The organism is Citrobacter werkmanii, from assembly GCF_008693645.1.
Lineage (GTDB): Bacteria > Pseudomonadota > Gammaproteobacteria > Enterobacterales > Enterobacteriaceae > Citrobacter > Citrobacter werkmanii.
Window position 1 is genome coordinate 1,064,972 of record NZ_CP044101.1, and the last position, 17,300, is coordinate 1,082,271.

Consider the following 17,300-nt stretch of genomic DNA (forward strand, 5'->3'; position numbering starts at 1 on the left):
GGTCTTTAGGGCGCCTTGCTTCGAGCATAAAAAAACCCGCGCAACGGCGCGGGTTTCTGTCTTAACTGGAGCTGACTTAATGCTGAATGTCGTCCACCAGTCTACCGCGCAACGAAGATGCGTTTAGTAGTAGTAGACCGTTGAAACGAGCAATGTAAGTCATCAATTAAGCTCCAGGCGAATGCGATATGCTTTTAGTGGTACTGGATATGAACTCCGATGTCAACCCCATCCCTTGTAAATGCCCCTGTAGCAGATAAAAGTTTAGGCAAAACTTAAGCGAATTGTGCTGAATTTGTTGGCGTATATAAAATTAATCTGCTGATGCTTGTACATAATTTTCATGGTTTGACATATTTAAGCATATTTATTCGCATTTATTGTAACGGTTCGTTGAAGTCGATGGCGCGATTAAGATTTTATATCTTTATGATTTGTCTGTTTTTATAGCAATACTGAATAGATCGGGGCACAGCGGAAGGACATGATTGATAAATTAATGTTAACTTTTAATGTATTAATAATATAAACATTTAATTAAAACTTAAATATACATTCATGATGTGTATGATTGTATATTCGCCATGCTTATGGTTATATTGTTTTTGAAATTTAAACATATGAATCATCGTGCAGTGACCTCTGCCACACTGCGCTCGCATTGCTGTTTTGTTCATTTAGGTTTGTACCTTTATGTTTTCCTAATTTTAATGTTTTTCCTTTTTCTTATTTTATATGCATGGTAAATCATATTAGCGGAGGTTATTTCTTTACTCCGTCTGGGAAAAGGGAGTTTAGAGTGACAGTGGAGTTAACTATGCCAGAAGTAAAAATAATAGATAAACCCAATCTTTTAGAGCCAGGAAAACCGCAACTTCGCATGGTTGACCTTAATCTTTTAACCGTTTTTGACGCGGTAATGCAGGAACAGAATATTACCCGCGCTGCGCATACCCTGGGGATGTCGCAACCAGCGGTCAGTAATGCGGTAGCGCGCCTCAAGGTCATGTTTAATGATGAGCTTTTTGTTCGTTATGGTCGGGGGATCCAGCCGACAGCAAGAGCTTTCCAGCTATTTGGTTCCATTCGTCAGGCATTGCAATTAGTGCAAAACGAACTGCCTGGATCGGGTTTTGAACCAGCCAGCAGTGAACGTGTTTTCAATCTCTGCGTATGCAGCCCATTAGATAATATCCTGACATCGTTGATTTATAATCGGGTTGAACAGGTCGCGCCAAACATTAATGTCATATTTAAGTCTTCACTTAATCAAAATACCGAGCATCAGCTGCGTTATCAGGAAACAGAGTTTGTTATTAGCTATGAAGAATTCCGTCGTCCAGAATTCTCAAGTATTCCGTTATTCAATGATGAAATGGTATTAGTGGTAAGCAAAAAGCATCCGCGCATTAGTGGTCCATTATTGGAAAACGATGTTTATAATGAGCAACACGCGGTGGTTTCGCTGGATCGCTTCGCATCTTTCAGTCAGCCGTGGTATGACACGCCGGATAAACAATCCTGCGTCGCTTACCAGGGCATGGCATTAATTAGCGTTCTTAATATTGTGTCGCAAACGCATCTGGTCGCTATTGCGCCACGTTGGTTGGCAGAAGAGTTCGCTGATTCTTTAGAACTTCAGATATTACCTTTACCTTTAAAATTGAACAGCCGTACATGTTATCTTTCCTGGCATGAAGCTGCAGGCCGGGATAAAGGACATCAATGGATGGAAGAGCTGTTAGTCTCCATCTGTAAGCAATAGCATTCAGCAGAACAAGCCGGATAATACATCTGGTTTGTTCTGCTTTTTTATTTGTATGTAAAATTTTATGCTGAAATCCACTTTCCAGGATTAGCTAACAGTGTAAAAAAATAGAGTAATAGCTGTAAGTCCCCCTTTTTAAGCGATTATTTATCATATCATTTACTTATCCTGGTTTAATTCTCCATTAAATCGACGCTTTCCTCCGTTTTATTCTTATTTGCTCTGAGGCTACTCCAGCGGAGTCAATTGCCATGCGTCATCGTCAGCGGTTAATGTGTTGTTAAACCGTTATTCATTATAAGAGTGAGGCAAGCCATGGAGATGTTGTCTGGAGCCGAGATGGTCGTCCGATCGCTCATCGATCAGGGTGTAAAGCAGGTATTCGGTTATCCCGGGGGGGCCGTCCTCGATATTTATGATGCGTTGCATACGGTCGGTGGTATTGATCATGTGCTGGTTCGTCATGAGCAGGCCGCGGTACACATGGCTGATGGCCTTGCGCGCGCCACGGGGGAGGTGGGCGTCGTATTAGTCACTTCAGGACCCGGCGCTACCAACGCGATTACCGGGATTGCAACGGCTTACATGGATTCCATTCCGCTGGTGATCCTCTCCGGGCAGGTCGCAACGTCGCTGATTGGCTACGATGCCTTCCAGGAGTGCGACATGGTGGGCATATCCCGCCCGGTGGTGAAGCACAGCTTCCTGGTCAAACAAACAGAAGACATCCCACAGGTGCTAAAAAAGGCCTTCTGGTTGGCGGCAAGCGGTCGTCCGGGGCCTGTTGTGGTCGATTTGCCGAAGGATATTCTGAATCCCGCCAGGAAACTGCCTTACAGCTGGCCGGAGTCGGTGAGTATGCGTTCGTATAATCCGACGACTACCGGACATAAAGGGCAGATAAAACGTGCTCTGCAGACGTTAGTCGCGGCTAAAAAACCGGTTGTGTACGTGGGTGGTGGCGCCGTTAATGCCGCCTGCCATGAGCAGTTGTGCCAGATCGCTGAAGCTCTTAACCTGCCTGTTGTTTCCTCGCTGATGGGGTTAGGCGCGTTTCCGGCAACACATCGCCAGGCGTTGGGAATGCTGGGCATGCATGGAACTTACGAAGCAAACATGACCATGCATCATTCCGATGTGATCTTTGCCGTCGGCGTGCGCTTTGACGATCGAACAACCAATAATCTGGCAAAATATTGTCCAAATGCGACCGTGCTGCATATCGACATCGATCCGACCTCTATTTCGAAAACCGTCACTGCGGATATTCCGATTGTCGGCGATGCTCGTCTGGTACTTGATCAGATGCTCGAACTGCTGGAGCAGGAGAAATATCAGCAGCCGCTGGATGATAACCGTGACTGGTGGCAACAGATTGAACACTGGCGCGCCCGTCAGTGCCTGAAATATGACACGCAAAGTGAAAGCATTAAGCCACAGGCGGTGATTGAAACCATCTGGCATCTGACGAAAGGGGATGCGTATGTGACCTCTGACGTTGGTCAGCATCAGATGTTTGCCGCACTCTACTACCCGTTCGATAAACCACGCCGTTGGATTAACTCTGGCGGTCTCGGCACCATGGGATTTGGTTTACCTGCGGCGCTAGGCGTAAAAATGGCATTGCCTGAGGAAACGGTGGTGTGCGTGACCGGGGATGGCAGCATTCAGATGAACATCCAGGAACTGTCGACGGCGCTGCAGTACGAGCTGCCGGTACTGGTGCTCAACCTGAACAACCGCTATCTCGGCATGGTCAAACAGTGGCAGGACATGATCTACTCTGGACGTCATTCACAATCTTATATGCAGTCGCTGCCCGATTTTGTGCGCCTTGCCGAGGCTTATGGGCATATTGGTATCCAGATTAACCATCCTGAAGAACTGGAAAGCAAACTGAGTGAAGCGCTGGAGCATGTGCGCAACCGTCGTCTGGTGTTTGTCGATGTCACCGTTGATGGCAGCGAGCATGTTTACCCGATGCAGATTCGTGGGGGCGGTATGGATGAAATGTGGTTAAGTAAAACGGAGAGGACCTGATTATGCGCCGGATATTATCGGTATTGCTGGAAAATGAGTCGGGTGCCTTGTCGCGTGTGATAGGCCTTTTCGCCCAGCGTGGATACAATATTGAAAGCCTGACCGTCGCGCCCACTGACGATCCAACCTTATCGCGAATGACGATTCAAACGGTAGGGGATGAGAAAGTCCTGGAGCAGATCGAAAAGCAGCTACATAAACTGGTGGATGTTCTGCGCGTGAGCGAACTGGGGCAGGGCGCCCATGTTGAACGCGAGATCATGTTGGTGAAAATCCAGGCCAGCGGCTATGGTCGGGAGGAGGTGAAACGCAACACGGAGATTTTCCGCGGGCAAATCATCGACGTCACGCCGTCCATCTACACCGTACAGTTGGCGGGCACCAGTGATAAGCTGGATGCGTTCCTGGCAACATTACGTGAAGTCGCCAAAATTGTAGAGGTAGCCCGTTCTGGCGTGGTGGGGCTTTCTCGCGGTGATAAAATCATGCGCTAATAGTCGACTGTAGGCCTGATAAGCACAGCGCCATCAGGCATCATCGCGGAGGCCATGCCGGATGACGGCGTAAACGCCTTATCCGGCCTGGAGGGTTTTCGCTGATGCTATCTGTTGCGCTTTTTTTTGCGAAATCAGCAGTAACCAGAGACAAAAGCGGTTGCCGCAGTCATTATTCTGCGCTTAGATGTTAAGAAACTTAACCCATGCCATCACAAAGGTTATGGTTTGTACATTTTACGCAAGGGGCAATTGTGAAACTGGATGAAATCGCTCGGTTGGCCGGCGTTTCGCGAACGACTGCAAGCTACGTTATTAATGGCAAAGCAAAGCAATATCGCGTAAGCGACAAAACGGTTGAAAAAGTCATGGCGGTGGTGCGTGAGCATAATTACCACCCGAATGCCGTGGCGGCCGGGTTGCGTGCTGGACGCACACGCTCTATCGGGCTGGTGATCCCGGATCTTGAGAACACAAGCTATACCCGGATTGCAAACTATCTGGAGCGCCAGGCGCGTCAGCGCGGGTATCAACTGTTGATTGCCTGCTCTGAAGATCAGCCTGATAACGAAATGCGCTGTATTGAGCATCTTTTACAACGCCAGGTTGATGCCATCATTGTATCGACTTCCTTGCCGCCAGAACATCCGTTCTATCAGCGCTGGGCAAACAGTTCATTCCCGATTGTGGCGCTGGACCGTGCGCTGGATCGCGAACATTTCACCAGCGTCGTGGGCGCGGACCAGGATGATGCGGAAATGCTGGCGCAGGAGTTACGTAAATTCCCTGCAGAAACCGTACTTTATCTGGGCGCGCTGCCTGAATTATCCGTCAGCTTCCTGCGTGAGCAGGGCTTCCGCACCGCGTGGAAAGACGATCCGCGTGACGTTCATTTCCTTTACGCCAACAGCTATGAGCGGGAAGCGGCCGCGCAGCTCTTTGATAAATGGCTGGAAACGCATCCCATGCCTCAGGCGCTGTTTACCACGTCGTTTGCTCTGTTGCAGGGAGTGATGGATGTGACCCTGCGTCGCGATGGGCAGTTGCCGTCTGATTTGGCGATAGCGACTTTTGGCGATCACGAACTGCTCGACTTCCTGCAGTGTCCGGTGCTCGCGGTGGCGCAACGCCATCGCGATGTAGCTGAACGTGTGCTGGAGATTGTGCTGGCAAGTCTGGATGAGCCGCGTAAACCCAAACCTGGGTTAACGCGTATACGGCGTAATCTGTACCGTCGCGGTATTCTGAGCCGTAACTAAGTTGCCTCATTTGGTGACGTCAACGGGATAAGCCTCTGACGTCATCAAATATTCTATTCTCAGAAATAACCTCATTATAATTAAGAATATTCTTTAGAATTATCTGAAATTGATTCTTGAATTATGCCGAATTAAAAATGCAACTCTCCATTTTTGGGTTATTGAAACGTAAAGATGCGTTACGGTTGTATTATTTTGTTACATGCTTGTAGGGATTTGCCGAATTAACAAACACTTTGCTGCCCTATGCCGACAACCTCACGCTTACCTCGCTCCTGCACGGCATACAGACTGATTAACTGGTACTGTTATCTCGCTGCATATTGTCCTAAAATGCCGCTCGCGTCGCAAACTGACACTTTATATTTTCTTTTGATGATATTCGGTTGTTTTAAACAATCATGAGTTGTTGGATTTTTTTCTTACAAATATTCATGACGTTAATTTGCTTCGTTTGCTGTACGGAATTTGTTCAACGCTGATATTAGCTGTAAACAATGTGTTTTTTGCTCCGCTTAGCGCCGTGACTTGCTTGACAAGGTTTTCCTCCGCTCCGTAAACTCCTTTAAGTGGGATTTTGTGGGATAAAGTGGTAATCGGGGGTGAGACTGGCATGTTCCGGGGAGCAACGTTAGTTAATCTCGACAGTAAAGGGCGCTTATCGGTGCCCACCCGTTATCGGGATCAACTGCTCGAGTGCGCTACCGGTCAAATGGTTTGCACCATTGACATCCATCACCCGTGCCTGCTGCTGTACCCCCTGCCTGAATGGGAAATTATCGAGCAGAAGTTATCGCGTCTGTCGAGCATGAATCCAGTTGAGCGTCGCGTACAGCGCCTGTTGTTGGGGCATGCCAGCGAATGTCAGATGGATAGCGCTGGCCGATTATTGATAGCGCCGATTCTGCGGCAACACGCGGGGCTAACGAAAGAAGTGATGCTGGTTGGGCAGTTCAATAAGTTTGAGCTGTGGGATGAAACGACCTGGTATCAACAGGTCAAGGAAGATATCGACGCTGAGCAGTCTGTTACCGGCGCGCTGTCGGAACGATTGCAGGATTTGTCTCTATAAAATGATGGAAAATTATAAACATACAACGGTGTTGCTGGATGAGGCCGTCAACGGCCTGAATATTCGTCCAGACGGCATCTACATTGACGGGACATTTGGTCGCGGTGGTCATTCACGTCTGATCCTTTCCCAGCTTGGCGAAGAGGGACGTTTACTGGCTATCGATCGTGATCCGCAGGCTATTGCCGTTGCACAGACGATTACCGATCCCCGTTTCTCCATCGTTCATGGACCATTCTCTGCGCTGGCTGACTATGTCGCCGAGCGCGGACTTACCGGTAAGATCGACGGGATTCTTCTCGATCTTGGCGTTTCTTCACCGCAGCTTGATGACGCGGAGCGCGGTTTCTCGTTTATGCGTGACGGTCCGTTGGATATGCGTATGGATCCAACACGCGGTCAGTCCGCAGCCGAATGGCTGCAAACCGCCGATGAAGCGGACATTGCCTGGGTGATTAAAACCTTTGGCGAGGAGCGCTTTGGTAAACGCATTGCTCGCGCCATCGTCGAGCGCAATCGCATCGAACCGATGACCCGCACCAAAGAGCTGGCGGAAGTGATTGCGGCGGCAATGCCGGTGAAAGACAAATTCAAACATCCCGCGACCCGTACCTTCCAGGCGGTGCGCATCTGGGTGAACAGTGAACTGGAGGAGATAGAGCAGGCGCTAAAAAGCTCGCTCAGCGTGCTGGCACCAGGTGGTCGCCTTTCGATTATCAGTTTCCATTCGCTTGAAGACCGTATTGTGAAACGCTTTATGCGCGAACAAAGCCGTGGTCCTCAGGTTCCGGCTGGAATACCGATGACGGAAGCGCAGATCAAAAAGCTGGGCGGCCGTGAGTTAAGAGCACTAGGCAAGATGATGCCGGGTGAAGAAGAGGTAGCTGAAAATCCTCGTGCCCGTAGTTCAGTTCTGCGTATTGCAGAGAGGACGAACGCATGATCAGCAGAGTGACAGAAGCCCTTAGCAAAGTTAAAGGATCGATAGGAAGCAACGAGCGCCATGCCTTGCCTGGCGTGATCGGTGACGATCTTTTGCGGTATGGGAAGCTGCCACTCTGCCTGTTCATTTGCATTATTTTGACGGCGGTTACCGTCGTGACAACCGCACACCATACGCGGTTACTGACCGCGCAGCGTGAGCAGTTGGTTCTGGAGCGAGATGCGTTGGATATCGAATGGCGCAACTTGATCCTTGAGGAGAACGCGCTCGGCGACCATAGCCGTGTTGAACGGATCGCAACGGAAAAGCTGCAAATGCAGCATGTTGATCCCTCACAAGAAAATATTGTAGTACAAAAATAAGGATAAACGCGACGCATGAAAGCAGCGGCAAAAACGCACAAACCAAAACGCCAGGAAGAACAAGCCAACTTTGTCAGTTGGCGTTTTGCGTTACTGTGCGGCTGTATTTTGCTGGCGCTGGGTTTCCTGCTGGGACGCGTCGCCTGGCTGCAAATCATCGCGCCGGATATGCTGGTGCGTCAGGGCGACATGCGCTCCCTGCGCGTACAGGAAGTCTCTACATCGCGCGGGATGATTACCGACCGTTCGGGCCGTCCGCTGGCGGTGAGTGTTCCGGTGAAGGCGATTTGGGCCGACCCGAAAGAGGTGCATGACGCAGGCGGCGTGAGCGTTGGTGAACGCTGGAGAGCGCTGTCGACCGCGCTTAATCTCCCGCTCGACCAGCTGGCTTCCCGTATTAACGCCAACCCGAAAGGGCGCTTTATCTATCTGGCGCGTCAGGTTAACCCTGACATGGCCGACTACATCAAAAAACTCAAGCTGCCAGGTATTCACCTGCGTGAAGAATCCCGTCGTTACTATCCTTCCGGAGAAGTGACCGCTCACCTCATTGGCTTTACTAACGTTGACAGCCAGGGGATTGAAGGCGTTGAGAAGAGCTTCGATAAGTGGCTCACCGGACAGCCGGGCGAACGTATCGTACGTAAAGACCGCTATGGCCGCGTAATTGAAGATATCTCCTCTACCGACAGCCAGGCGGCGCACAACCTTGCGCTGAGCATTGATGAGCGTTTACAGGCGCTGGTCTACCGTGAACTGAATAATGCCGTCGCGTTCAACAAAGCGGAATCCGGCAGCGCCGTGCTGGTGGATGTCAACACCGGTGAAGTGCTGGCGATGGCGAACAGCCCGTCCTACAACCCCAATAATCTCTCCGGTACGCAAAAAGATGTCATGCGTAACCGTACCATTACCGACGTGTTTGAACCGGGTTCTACCGTCAAACCAATGGTGGTAATGACGGCGCTGCAGCGTGGAGTGGTACGCGAAAATACCGTACTCAATACGATTCCTTACCGAATTAATGGTCACGAAATCAAAGACGTGGCGCGTTATAGCGAATTGACCCTTACCGGGGTTTTGCAGAAGTCGAGTAACGTCGGTGTTTCTAAGCTGGCGTTAGCGATGCCGTCCTCAGCGTTAGTAGATACTTACTCACGTTTTGGGCTGGGAAAAGCGACCAATTTGGGGTTGGTCGGAGAACGCAGTGGCTTATATCCTCAAAAACAACGGTGGTCTGACATAGAGAGGGCCACCTTCTCTTTCGGCTATGGGCTAATGGTAACCCCGTTACAGTTAGCGCGAGTCTATGCAACGATCGGCAGCTATGGCGTTTATCGCCCGCTGTCGATTACCAAAGTTGACCCTCCTGTTCCGGGCGAGCGTATTTTCCCGGAAGCGACCGTTCGTACCGTGGTGCACATGATGGAAAGCGTAGCGCTGCCCGGAGGCGGTGGCGTGAAGGCGGCGATTAAAGGCTATCGCATCGCCATCAAAACCGGTACGGCGAAAAAAGTAGGGCCGGATGGTCGCTACATCAACAAATACATTGCTTATACCGCAGGCGTTGCGCCTGCGAGTCAGCCGCGCTTCGCGCTGGTTGTTGTTATCAACGATCCGCAGGCGGGTAAATACTACGGTGGCGCCGTTTCCGCGCCGGTCTTCGGTGCCATCATGGGCGGCGTACTACGCACCATGAACATCGAACCGGATGCGCTGGCAACGGGCGATAAAAGTGAATTTGTGAATAATCAAGGCGAGGCAACAGGTGGCAGATCGTAATTTGCGCGACCTTCTTGCTCCATGGGTGCCGGGTGCACCGGAGCGAGCACTGCGGGAGATGACGCTCGACAGCCGTGTGGCTGCATCGGGCGATCTCTTTGTCGCAGTATTGGGTCATCAGGCGGACGGGCGTCGGTATATCCCGCAGGCGATAGCGCAAGGTGTGGCTGCCATTATTGCAGAAGCAAAAGATGAAGCGACTGATGGTGAAATCCGTGAAATGCACGGCGTTCCGGTTATCTATCTCAGCCAGCTTAATGAGCGTTTATCTGCACTGGCGGGCCGTTTTTACCACGAGCCTTCTGAAAAAATGCGTCTGGTTGGCGTGACCGGGACCAACGGTAAAACGACCACTACTCAATTGCTGGCGCAGTGGAGCCAACTGCTGGGTGAAACCAGCGCGGTTATGGGAACCGTTGGCAATGGTCTGTTGGGCAAAGTGATTCCAACAGAAAATACCACCGGTTCAGCCGTTGATGTCCAGCATGTGCTGGCGGGGCTGGTTGCACAGGGCGCCACGGTTGGCGCGATGGAAGTCTCTTCCCACGGTCTGGTTCAGCATCGCGTCGCGGCGCTGAAGTTTGCCGCATCAGTGTTTACTAACTTAAGCCGTGACCATCTCGACTACCACGGTGACATGGAACATTACGAAGCCGCGAAATGGCTGCTGTACTCCACGCACCATTGCGGTCAGGCCATCGTCAATGCGGATGATGAGGTCGGTCGTCGCTGGCTGGCCAAACTTCCGGATGCGGTGGCCGTTTCGATGGAAGACCACATCAACCCGAACTGTCATGGTCGTTGGTTAAAAGCCGTTGAGGTGAAGTATCACGACAGCGGGGCAACGATTCGCTTTACCTCCTCATGGGGGGAAGGCGAAATTGAAAGCCGCCTGATGGGCGCGTTTAACGTCAGCAATCTGCTGCTGGCGCTGGCAACGCTGCTGGCGCTGGGATATCCGTTAGCTGATTTACTAAAAACAGCGACACAATTGCAACCGGTTTGCGGGCGCATGGAAGTATTCAGCGCGCCGGGCAAAACCACCGTGGTGGTTGATTATGCCCATACGCCGGATGCGCTGGAAAAAGCGCTGCAGGCGGCGCGTCTGCACTGTACCGGCAAACTGTGGTGCGTCTTTGGCTGCGGTGGCGATCGTGACAAAGGCAAACGTCCGCTGATGGGCGCGATTGCCGAACAATTTGCTGATGTGGTCGTGGTGACCGATGACAACCCGCGTACCGAAGAGCCGCGCGCCATCATCAACGACATTCTGGTGGGGATGCTGGATGCCGGACAGGCGAAGGTGATGGAAGGTCGCGCCGAAGCAGTGACTAACGCCATCATGCAGGCGAAAGAAAACGACGTGGTGCTGGTGGCCGGGAAAGGGCACGAAGACTACCAGATCGTTGGTTCACAGCGTCTCGACTATTCTGACCGCGTCACGGCAGCGCGTCTGCTGGGGGTGATCGCATGATTAGCGTAACGCTCAGCCAACTGGCGGAAATCCTCTGTGGCGAACTAAAAGGGGGCGACCTGACCCTCGATGCAGTGACAACCGATACGCGTAAAGTGACGCCGGGCTGCCTGTTTGTGGCGCTGAAAGGCGAACGCTTTGATGCCCACGATTTTGCCGACAAGGCGAAAGACGGGGGAGCAGGCGCGCTGTTAGTCAGCCGTCCACTCAATATTGATTTACCGCAGGTTATTGTAAAAGACACCCGTCTGGCGTTCGGCGAACTGGCAGCGTGGGTTCGCGCCCAGGTTCCGGCGCGCGTGGTCGCGCTGACCGGCTCATCCGGCAAAACGTCTGTTAAAGAGATGACGGCATCCATTCTGAGCCAGTGTGGCAACACCCTATACACCGCGGGCAATCTGAACAACGACATCGGTGTACCGATGACGTTGCTGCGCTTAAACAACGATTACGACTATGCCGTGATTGAGCTCGGCGCCAATCATCAGGGCGAAATCGCCTGGACCGTTGGCCTGACGCGTCCGGAAGCGGCGCTGGTGAACAATCTTGCTGCTGCGCATCTGGAGGGTTTCGGCTCTCTTGCGGGCGTTGCGAAGGCTAAAGGTGAGATTTTTGGCGGTCTGTCAGCGAATGGCATCGCCATCATGAACGCTGATAACAACGACTGGCTGAACTGGCAGAGCATCATTGGCGATCGCAAAGTCTGGCGCTTCTCCCCGAATGCGGCCAACAGCGATTTTTCGGCGGCTAACGTTCACGTGACCTCGCACGGTACGGAGTTTTCGCTGCGCACGCCAACCGGAAGCATCGATGTTCTGCTGCCGTTGCCGGGTCGTCACAACATTGCCAACGCCCTGGCGGCGGCTGCGCTCTCTATGGCGGTAGGCGCGACGCCTGAGGCGATCAAAGCGGGCCTGAAAGATCTGCAAGCGGTACCGGGGCGTCTGTTCCCGATTCAACTGGCAGAAAATCAGCTGCTGCTGGACGACTCCTACAACGCTAACGTCGGCTCGATGACCGCAGCGGTACAGGTGCTGTCCGAAATGCCGGGCTACCGCGTGCTGGTGGTGGGCGATATGGCAGAGCTTGGCGCGGAAAGCGAAGCATGTCACGTACAGGTAGGTGTTGCTGCGAAAAACGCGGGCATCGACCGTGTACTGAGTACAGGGAAACTGAGTCAGGCAATTAGCGACGCCAGCGGCGTTGGCGAGCATTTTGCGGATAAAACCGCGCTGGTCGCGCATCTCAAGGCGCTGATTGCGGAACATCAGATCATGACGATTTTAGTGAAGGGTTCACGTAGTGCCGCCATGGAAGAGGTAGTACGCGCATTACAGGAGAATGGGACATGTTAGTTTGGCTGGCCGAACATTTGGTCAAATATTATTCCGGCTTTAACGTCTTTTCCTATCTGACGTTTCGCGCCATCGTCAGCCTGCTGACCGCGCTGTTCATCTCTTTGTGGATGGGCCCGCGCATGATCGCCCGCCTGCAAAAAATGTCCTTTGGACAGGTCGTACGTAACGACGGCCCGGAATCACACTTTAGTAAACGCGGTACGCCGACCATGGGCGGGATCATGATCCTCACCGCGATTGTTATCTCCGTGCTCCTGTGGGCATACCCGTCGAACCCGTACGTCTGGTGCGTGCTGGTGGTATTAGTCGGTTACGGGATTATTGGTTTTGTCGATGACTACCGCAAAGTGGTACGCAAAGATACTAAAGGTCTGATCGCGCGCTGGAAATATTTTTGGATGTCGGTGATTGCGCTGGGCGTAGCCTTTGCGCTGTACCTGGCGGGGAAAGATACCCCGGCGACCGAACTGGTCGTGCCGTTCTTTAAAGACGTGATGCCGCAACTGGGACTGTTCTACGTCCTGCTGGCGTACTTCGTCATTGTGGGTACCGGTAACGCGGTCAATCTCACCGATGGTCTGGATGGCCTGGCGATTATGCCGACCGTGTTCGTGGCTGCGGGTTTTGCGCTGGTGGCATGGGCGACCGGGAACATGAACTTCGCTAACTATCTGCACATTCCGTATTTACGCCATGCCGGTGAACTGGTGATCGTCTGTACGGCGATTGTCGGCGCGGGGTTAGGCTTCCTGTGGTTTAACACCTATCCGGCGCAGGTCTTTATGGGCGACGTCGGATCGCTGGCGCTGGGCGGCGCGCTGGGCATTATTGCCGTGCTGCTGCGTCAGGAGTTCCTGCTGGTGATCATGGGCGGCGTATTCGTCGTAGAAACGCTGTCGGTCATTCTGCAGGTCGGTTCCTTTAAGCTGCGCGGACAGCGCATCTTCCGTATGGCGCCGATTCACCACCACTATGAACTGAAAGGCTGGCCGGAACCGCGCGTGATTGTGCGCTTCTGGATTATTTCGCTGATGCTGGTGCTGATTGGCCTGGCAACGCTGAAGGTACGTTAATCATGGCTGATTACCAGGGTAAAAAAGTCGTCATTATCGGTCTGGGTTTGACCGGGCTGTCCTGCGTGGATTTCTTCCTGGTGCGTGGCGTGACGCCGCGCGTGATGGATACCCGCGCGACGCCGCCGGGCCTGGATAAATTACCGGAAGCGGTTGAGCGTCATGTTGGCAGCCTGAATGATGACTGGCTGCTGGACGCCGATCTCATCGTCGCCAGCCCTGGTATTGCCCTGGCGCACCCTTCACTGAGCGCCGCCGCCGATGCGGGGATTGAAATTGTCGGTGACATTGAGCTGTTTTGTCGCGAAGCACAGGCGCCGATCGTCGCGATCACCGGCTCTAACGGTAAGAGCACGGTTACGACGCTGGTTGGCGAAATGGCAAAAGCAGCAGGCGTTAACGTCGGCGTAGGCGGTAACATTGGCCTGCCAGCACTGATGTTACTGGACGCCGAGCGTGAGCTATATGTGCTTGAGCTATCCAGTTTCCAGCTTGAAACGACCTCCAGCTTACAGGCCGTAGCCGCCACCATTTTGAATGTCACCGAAGATCATATGGACAGGTATCCGTTTGGCTTGCAGCAGTATCGTGCGGCCAAACTGCGCGTTTATGAGAATGCGAAAGTCTGCGTGGTCAATGCGGATGATGCGCTGACCATGCCGGTTCGTGGCGCAGATGAGCGTTGTGTGAGCTTCGGTGTCAACATGGGGGACTATCACCTTAATCGTCAGCAGGGCGAAACCTGGCTGCGGGTGAAGGGTGAAAAAGTTCTCAACGTGAAAGAGATGACGCTTACCGGCCAGCATAACTATACCAACGCTCTGGCAGCGCTGGCGCTGGCTGATGCAGCGGGTCTGCCGCGGGCGTCAAGCCTGAAAGCGCTGACCACCTTTACCGGACTGGCGCATCGTTTCCAGTTGGTACTGAATCATAACGGTGTGCGTTGGATCAACGATTCAAAAGCGACCAACGTCGGCAGTACTGAAGCGGCGCTGAATGGCCTGCATGTTGACGGTACGCTGCACCTGCTGCTGGGCGGCGACGGGAAATCTGCTGACTTTATGCCGCTGCAACGTTACCTCACCGGCGACAACATCCGTCTGTACTGCTTTGGCCGTGATGGCGCGCAGCTTGCGGCACTGCGACCTGAGGTTGCCGAACAAACCGAAACCATGGAGCAGGCAATGCGTCTGCTCGCGCCGCGCGTGAAGCCGGGTGATATGGTGCTGCTGTCGCCAGCGTGTGCCAGCCTCGATCAGTTCAAGAACTTTGAGCAACGCGGTGACGTCTTTACGCGTCTGGCGAAGGAGTTGGGTTGATGCGTTTATCTCTCCCTCGCCTGAGAATGCCGCGCTTACCGGGACTGGGTGTCCTGGCGTGGATCTTCGCGGCACTCAAAGGCTGGGTGATGGCTTCGCGCGATAAAGACGCGGACAGCCTGATCATGTATGACCGCATGCTGCTGTGGCTGACCTTCGGTCTGGCGGCAATTGGTTTCATCATGGTGACATCGGCATCAATGCCGGTAGGACAACGTCTGGCGGGAGACCCCTTCCTGTTTGCTAAACGTGACGCGCTGTACATCTTCCTGGCGTTCTGTTTGGCGATGGTCACGCTGCGTCTGCCGATGGCGTTCTGGCAGAAGTACAGCACTACGATGCTCATCGCCTCGATCATCATGCTGCTGATCGTGTTGGTGGTGGGGAGCTCCGTTAACGGGGCATCGCGCTGGATTGCTCTGGGGCCGCTGCGTATTCAGCCTGCGGAATTTACCAAGCTGTCGCTGTTCTGTTATCTCGCCAACTACCTGGTACGCAAGGTGGATGAAGTGCGAAACAACCTGCGCGGCTTCCTGAAACCGATGGGCGTGATCCTGGTGCTGGCCGTATTACTGCTGGCGCAGCCTGACCTCGGTACGGTAGTGGTGCTGTTTGTCACCACGCTGGCGATGCTGTTTCTTGCCGGGGCTAAATTGTGGCAGTTCATTGCGATTATCGGCATGGGGATATCGGCGGTCGTGCTGCTGATCCTTGCCGAACCGTATCGTATTCGTCGCGTAACCTCTTTCTGGAATCCATGGGAAGATCCGTTCGGCAGCGGATACCAGTTGACGCAATCGCTAATGGCGTTTGGCCGTGGTGAGGTTTGGGGGCAAGGGTTAGGCAACTCAGTCCAAAAACTGGAGTATTTACCGGAGGCGCACACCGACTTCATCTTCGCCATCATTGGGGAAGAACTGGGTTATATCGGTGTGGTATTGGCACTTTTAATGGTATTCTTCGTCGCTTTTCGCGCGATGTCGATTGGCCGTAAAGCGCTGGAAATTGACCACCGTTTTTCAGGCTTTTTAGCCTGCTCCATCGGGATCTGGTTTAGCTTCCAGGCGTTAGTAAACGTCGGCGCGGCGGCAGGTATGCTGCCAACCAAAGGTCTGACGCTGCCGCTTATTAGTTATGGTGGTTCCAGTTTGTTGATAATGTCGACGGCCATCATGTTTTTGTTACGTATTGATTATGAAACGCGTCTGGAAAAAGCCCAGGCGTTTACACGAGGTGCACGATGAGTGGTCAACCGAAGCGGTTAATGGTGATGGCAGGCGGTACCGGCGGGCATGTGTTCCCGGGACTGGCGGTCGCGCACCATTTAATGGCCCAGGGCTGGCAGGTTCGTTGGCTGGGCACCGCCGATCGTATGGAAGCGGACTTAGTGCCGAAGCATGGCATTGAAATTGACTTTATTCGCATCTCCGGTCTGCGTGGCAAAGGCGTTAACGCACTGCTTGCCGCACCCGTGCGTATTTTTAACGCCTGGCGTCAGGCGCGCGCCATCATGAAGCAATTCAAGCCTGATGTGGTGCTCGGTATGGGCGGCTACGTGTCAGGTCCTGGCGGCCTGGCGGCCTGGTCATTAGGTATTCCGGTCGTACTGCATGAGCAGAACGGCATTGCGGGATTAACCAATAAATGGCTGGCAAAAATTGCAACGAAGGTTATGCAGGCTTTCCCCGGCGCTTTCCCGAATGCGGAAGTGGTCGGGAACCCGGTACGCACGGACGTGCTGGCGCTGCCATTACCCGAAGCGCGTCTGGCTGGACGTGAAGGCCCGGTTCGTGTGCTGGTGGTCGGTGGTTCTCAGGGCGCGCGCGTTCTCAACCAGACGATGCCGCAGGTTGCCGCAAAGCTTGGCGAGGCGGTGACTATCTGGCACCAGAGCGGTAAAGGTGCGCAACAAACCGTTGAACACGCTTATGCCGAGGTCGGACAACCGCAGCACAAGGTCACTGAGTTTATTGATGATATGGCCGCCGCTTATGCATGGGCGGATGTTGTAGTGTGCCGTTCCGGCGCGCTGACGGTGAGTGAGATTGCCGCCGCAGGCTTACCTGCGCTGTTTGTGCCGTTCCAGCACAAAGACAGACAGCAGTACTGGAATGCGTTGCCGCTGGAAAAAGCGGGCGCCGCCAAAATTTTAGAGCAACCACAGTTTACTGTGGATGCCGTCGCCAGCACCCTTGCCGGGTGGTCGCGAGAAACTTTATTAACCATGGCAGAACGTGCGCGCGCCGCATCCATACCGGATGCCACCGAACGCGTTGCAAATGAAGTGAGCCGGGCTGCCCGGGCGTAATTGTGGTGATGCCTTTTGCATCGCATGAACTAAGAAGTTAATGGCTAA

Annotated in this window: 15 protein-coding genes; 14 read left to right on the forward strand and 1 reads right to left on the reverse strand. The window is 53.1% G+C overall.

The window, feature by feature from the left end; all coding sequences use genetic code 11:
* Positions 1-76: 76 nt before the first annotated feature.
* Positions 77-163, reverse strand: a complete 87-nt coding sequence (leuL, locus tag FOB24_RS05755) for a leu operon leader peptide (protein ID WP_048998978.1) — start codon at positions 161-163, stop codon at positions 77-79.
* A 654-nt stretch (positions 164-817) separates the two neighbouring features.
* Between leuL and leuO the strand changes: the two genes are divergently transcribed.
* The 14 genes from leuO (at position 818) to murG (ending at position 17,252) form a co-directional block, all read left to right on the forward strand.
* Positions 818-1,765: a transcriptional regulator LeuO gene (gene leuO, locus FOB24_RS05760; protein WP_038637183.1), complete on the forward strand. Its 948-nt coding sequence runs from the start codon at positions 818-820 to the stop codon at positions 1,763-1,765.
* Between the two features lie 318 nt (positions 1,766-2,083).
* Positions 2,084-3,808, forward strand: a complete 1,725-nt coding sequence (gene ilvI, locus FOB24_RS05765; RefSeq protein WP_150344655.1) for an acetolactate synthase 3 large subunit — start codon at positions 2,084-2,086, stop codon at positions 3,806-3,808.
* 2 nt (positions 3,809-3,810) lie between these two features.
* The gene (ilvN, locus tag FOB24_RS05770) at positions 3,811-4,302 is read left to right on the forward strand and encodes an acetolactate synthase small subunit (RefSeq protein WP_003829566.1); all 492 of its coding nucleotides are present in this window, start codon (positions 3,811-3,813) and stop codon (positions 4,300-4,302) included.
* Positions 4,303-4,556: 254 nt separating this feature from the next.
* Positions 4,557-5,561 carry a catabolite repressor/activator gene (cra, locus tag FOB24_RS05775; RefSeq protein WP_038637189.1) on the forward strand — a complete coding sequence of 335 codons (1,005 nt, stop codon included), beginning with the start codon at positions 4,557-4,559 and terminating at the stop codon, positions 5,559-5,561.
* Positions 5,562-6,174: 613 nt separating this feature from the next.
* Positions 6,175-6,633, forward strand: a complete 459-nt coding sequence (gene mraZ / locus FOB24_RS05780; protein ID WP_038637194.1) for a division/cell wall cluster transcriptional repressor MraZ — start codon at positions 6,175-6,177, stop codon at positions 6,631-6,633.
* 1 nt (position 6,634) lies between these two features.
* Positions 6,635-7,576: a 16S rRNA (cytosine(1402)-N(4))-methyltransferase RsmH gene (rsmH, locus tag FOB24_RS05785; protein ID WP_042312345.1), complete on the forward strand. Its 942-nt coding sequence runs from the start codon at positions 6,635-6,637 to the stop codon at positions 7,574-7,576.
* Positions 7,573-7,938, forward strand: a complete 366-nt coding sequence (gene ftsL / locus FOB24_RS05790; RefSeq protein ID WP_006686695.1) for a cell division protein FtsL — start codon at positions 7,573-7,575, stop codon at positions 7,936-7,938. Before rsmH ends, ftsL begins: the two co-directional genes overlap by 4 nt.
* Before the next feature lie 15 nt (positions 7,939-7,953).
* Entirely contained in the window at positions 7,954-9,720 is a 1,767-nt protein-coding gene (ftsI, locus tag FOB24_RS05795; protein WP_038637202.1) for a peptidoglycan glycosyltransferase FtsI, read from the forward strand.
* Entirely contained in the window at positions 9,707-11,194 is a 1,488-nt protein-coding gene (gene murE / locus FOB24_RS05800; protein ID WP_150344656.1) for a UDP-N-acetylmuramoyl-L-alanyl-D-glutamate--2,6-diaminopimelate ligase, read from the forward strand. The genes ftsI and murE overlap by 14 nt, the downstream gene beginning before the upstream one ends.
* Complete coding sequence (gene murF, locus FOB24_RS05805; RefSeq protein ID WP_085048313.1) at positions 11,191-12,549, forward strand: UDP-N-acetylmuramoyl-tripeptide--D-alanyl-D-alanine ligase; 1,359 nt, start codon at positions 11,191-11,193, stop codon at positions 12,547-12,549. The genes murE and murF overlap by 4 nt, the downstream gene beginning before the upstream one ends.
* On the forward strand, positions 12,543-13,625 hold the full coding sequence (mraY, locus tag FOB24_RS05810; protein WP_016151694.1) for a phospho-N-acetylmuramoyl-pentapeptide-transferase: 1,083 nt from the start codon (positions 12,543-12,545) through the stop codon (positions 13,623-13,625). The genes murF and mraY overlap by 7 nt, the downstream gene beginning before the upstream one ends.
* 2 nt (positions 13,626-13,627) lie before the next feature.
* Positions 13,628-14,944, forward strand: a complete 1,317-nt coding sequence (gene murD / locus FOB24_RS05815; protein ID WP_150344657.1) for a UDP-N-acetylmuramoyl-L-alanine--D-glutamate ligase — start codon at positions 13,628-13,630, stop codon at positions 14,942-14,944.
* The gene (gene ftsW / locus FOB24_RS05820) at positions 14,944-16,188 is read left to right on the forward strand and encodes a cell division protein FtsW (protein ID WP_038637214.1); all 1,245 of its coding nucleotides are present in this window, start codon (positions 14,944-14,946) and stop codon (positions 16,186-16,188) included. The genes murD and ftsW overlap by 1 nt, the downstream gene beginning before the upstream one ends.
* On the forward strand, positions 16,185-17,252 hold the full coding sequence (murG, locus tag FOB24_RS05825; RefSeq protein WP_038637216.1) for an undecaprenyldiphospho-muramoylpentapeptide beta-N-acetylglucosaminyltransferase: 1,068 nt from the start codon (positions 16,185-16,187) through the stop codon (positions 17,250-17,252). Before ftsW ends, murG begins: the two co-directional genes overlap by 4 nt.
* Positions 17,253-17,300 lie beyond the last annotated feature (48 nt).

Excerpts from the sequence above, each read along its gene's own strand:
- leuL (WP_048998978.1), bottom strand. The coding sequence starts at position 163 with ATGACTTACATTGCTCGTTTCAACGGTCTACTACTACTAAACGCATCT.
- leuO (WP_038637183.1), top strand. The coding sequence starts at position 818 with ATGCCAGAAGTAAAAATAATAGATAAACCCAATCTTTTAGAGCCAGGA.
- ilvI (WP_150344655.1), top strand. The coding sequence starts at position 2,084 with ATGGAGATGTTGTCTGGAGCCGAGATGGTCGTCCGATCGCTCATCGAT.
- ilvN (WP_003829566.1), top strand. The coding sequence starts at position 3,811 with ATGCGCCGGATATTATCGGTATTGCTGGAAAATGAGTCGGGTGCCTTG.
- mraZ (WP_038637194.1), top strand. The coding sequence starts at position 6,175 with ATGTTCCGGGGAGCAACGTTAGTTAATCTCGACAGTAAAGGGCGCTTA.
- rsmH (WP_042312345.1), top strand. The coding sequence starts at position 6,635 with ATGATGGAAAATTATAAACATACAACGGTGTTGCTGGATGAGGCCGTC.
- ftsL (WP_006686695.1), top strand. The coding sequence starts at position 7,573 with ATGATCAGCAGAGTGACAGAAGCCCTTAGCAAAGTTAAAGGATCGATA.
- ftsI (WP_038637202.1), top strand. The coding sequence starts at position 7,954 with ATGAAAGCAGCGGCAAAAACGCACAAACCAAAACGCCAGGAAGAACAA.
- murF (WP_085048313.1), top strand. The coding sequence starts at position 11,191 with ATGATTAGCGTAACGCTCAGCCAACTGGCGGAAATCCTCTGTGGCGAA.
- mraY (WP_016151694.1), top strand. The coding sequence starts at position 12,543 with ATGTTAGTTTGGCTGGCCGAACATTTGGTCAAATATTATTCCGGCTTT.
- murD (WP_150344657.1), top strand. The coding sequence starts at position 13,628 with ATGGCTGATTACCAGGGTAAAAAAGTCGTCATTATCGGTCTGGGTTTG.
- ftsW (WP_038637214.1), top strand. The coding sequence starts at position 14,944 with ATGCGTTTATCTCTCCCTCGCCTGAGAATGCCGCGCTTACCGGGACTG.
- murG (WP_038637216.1), top strand. The coding sequence starts at position 16,185 with ATGAGTGGTCAACCGAAGCGGTTAATGGTGATGGCAGGCGGTACCGGC.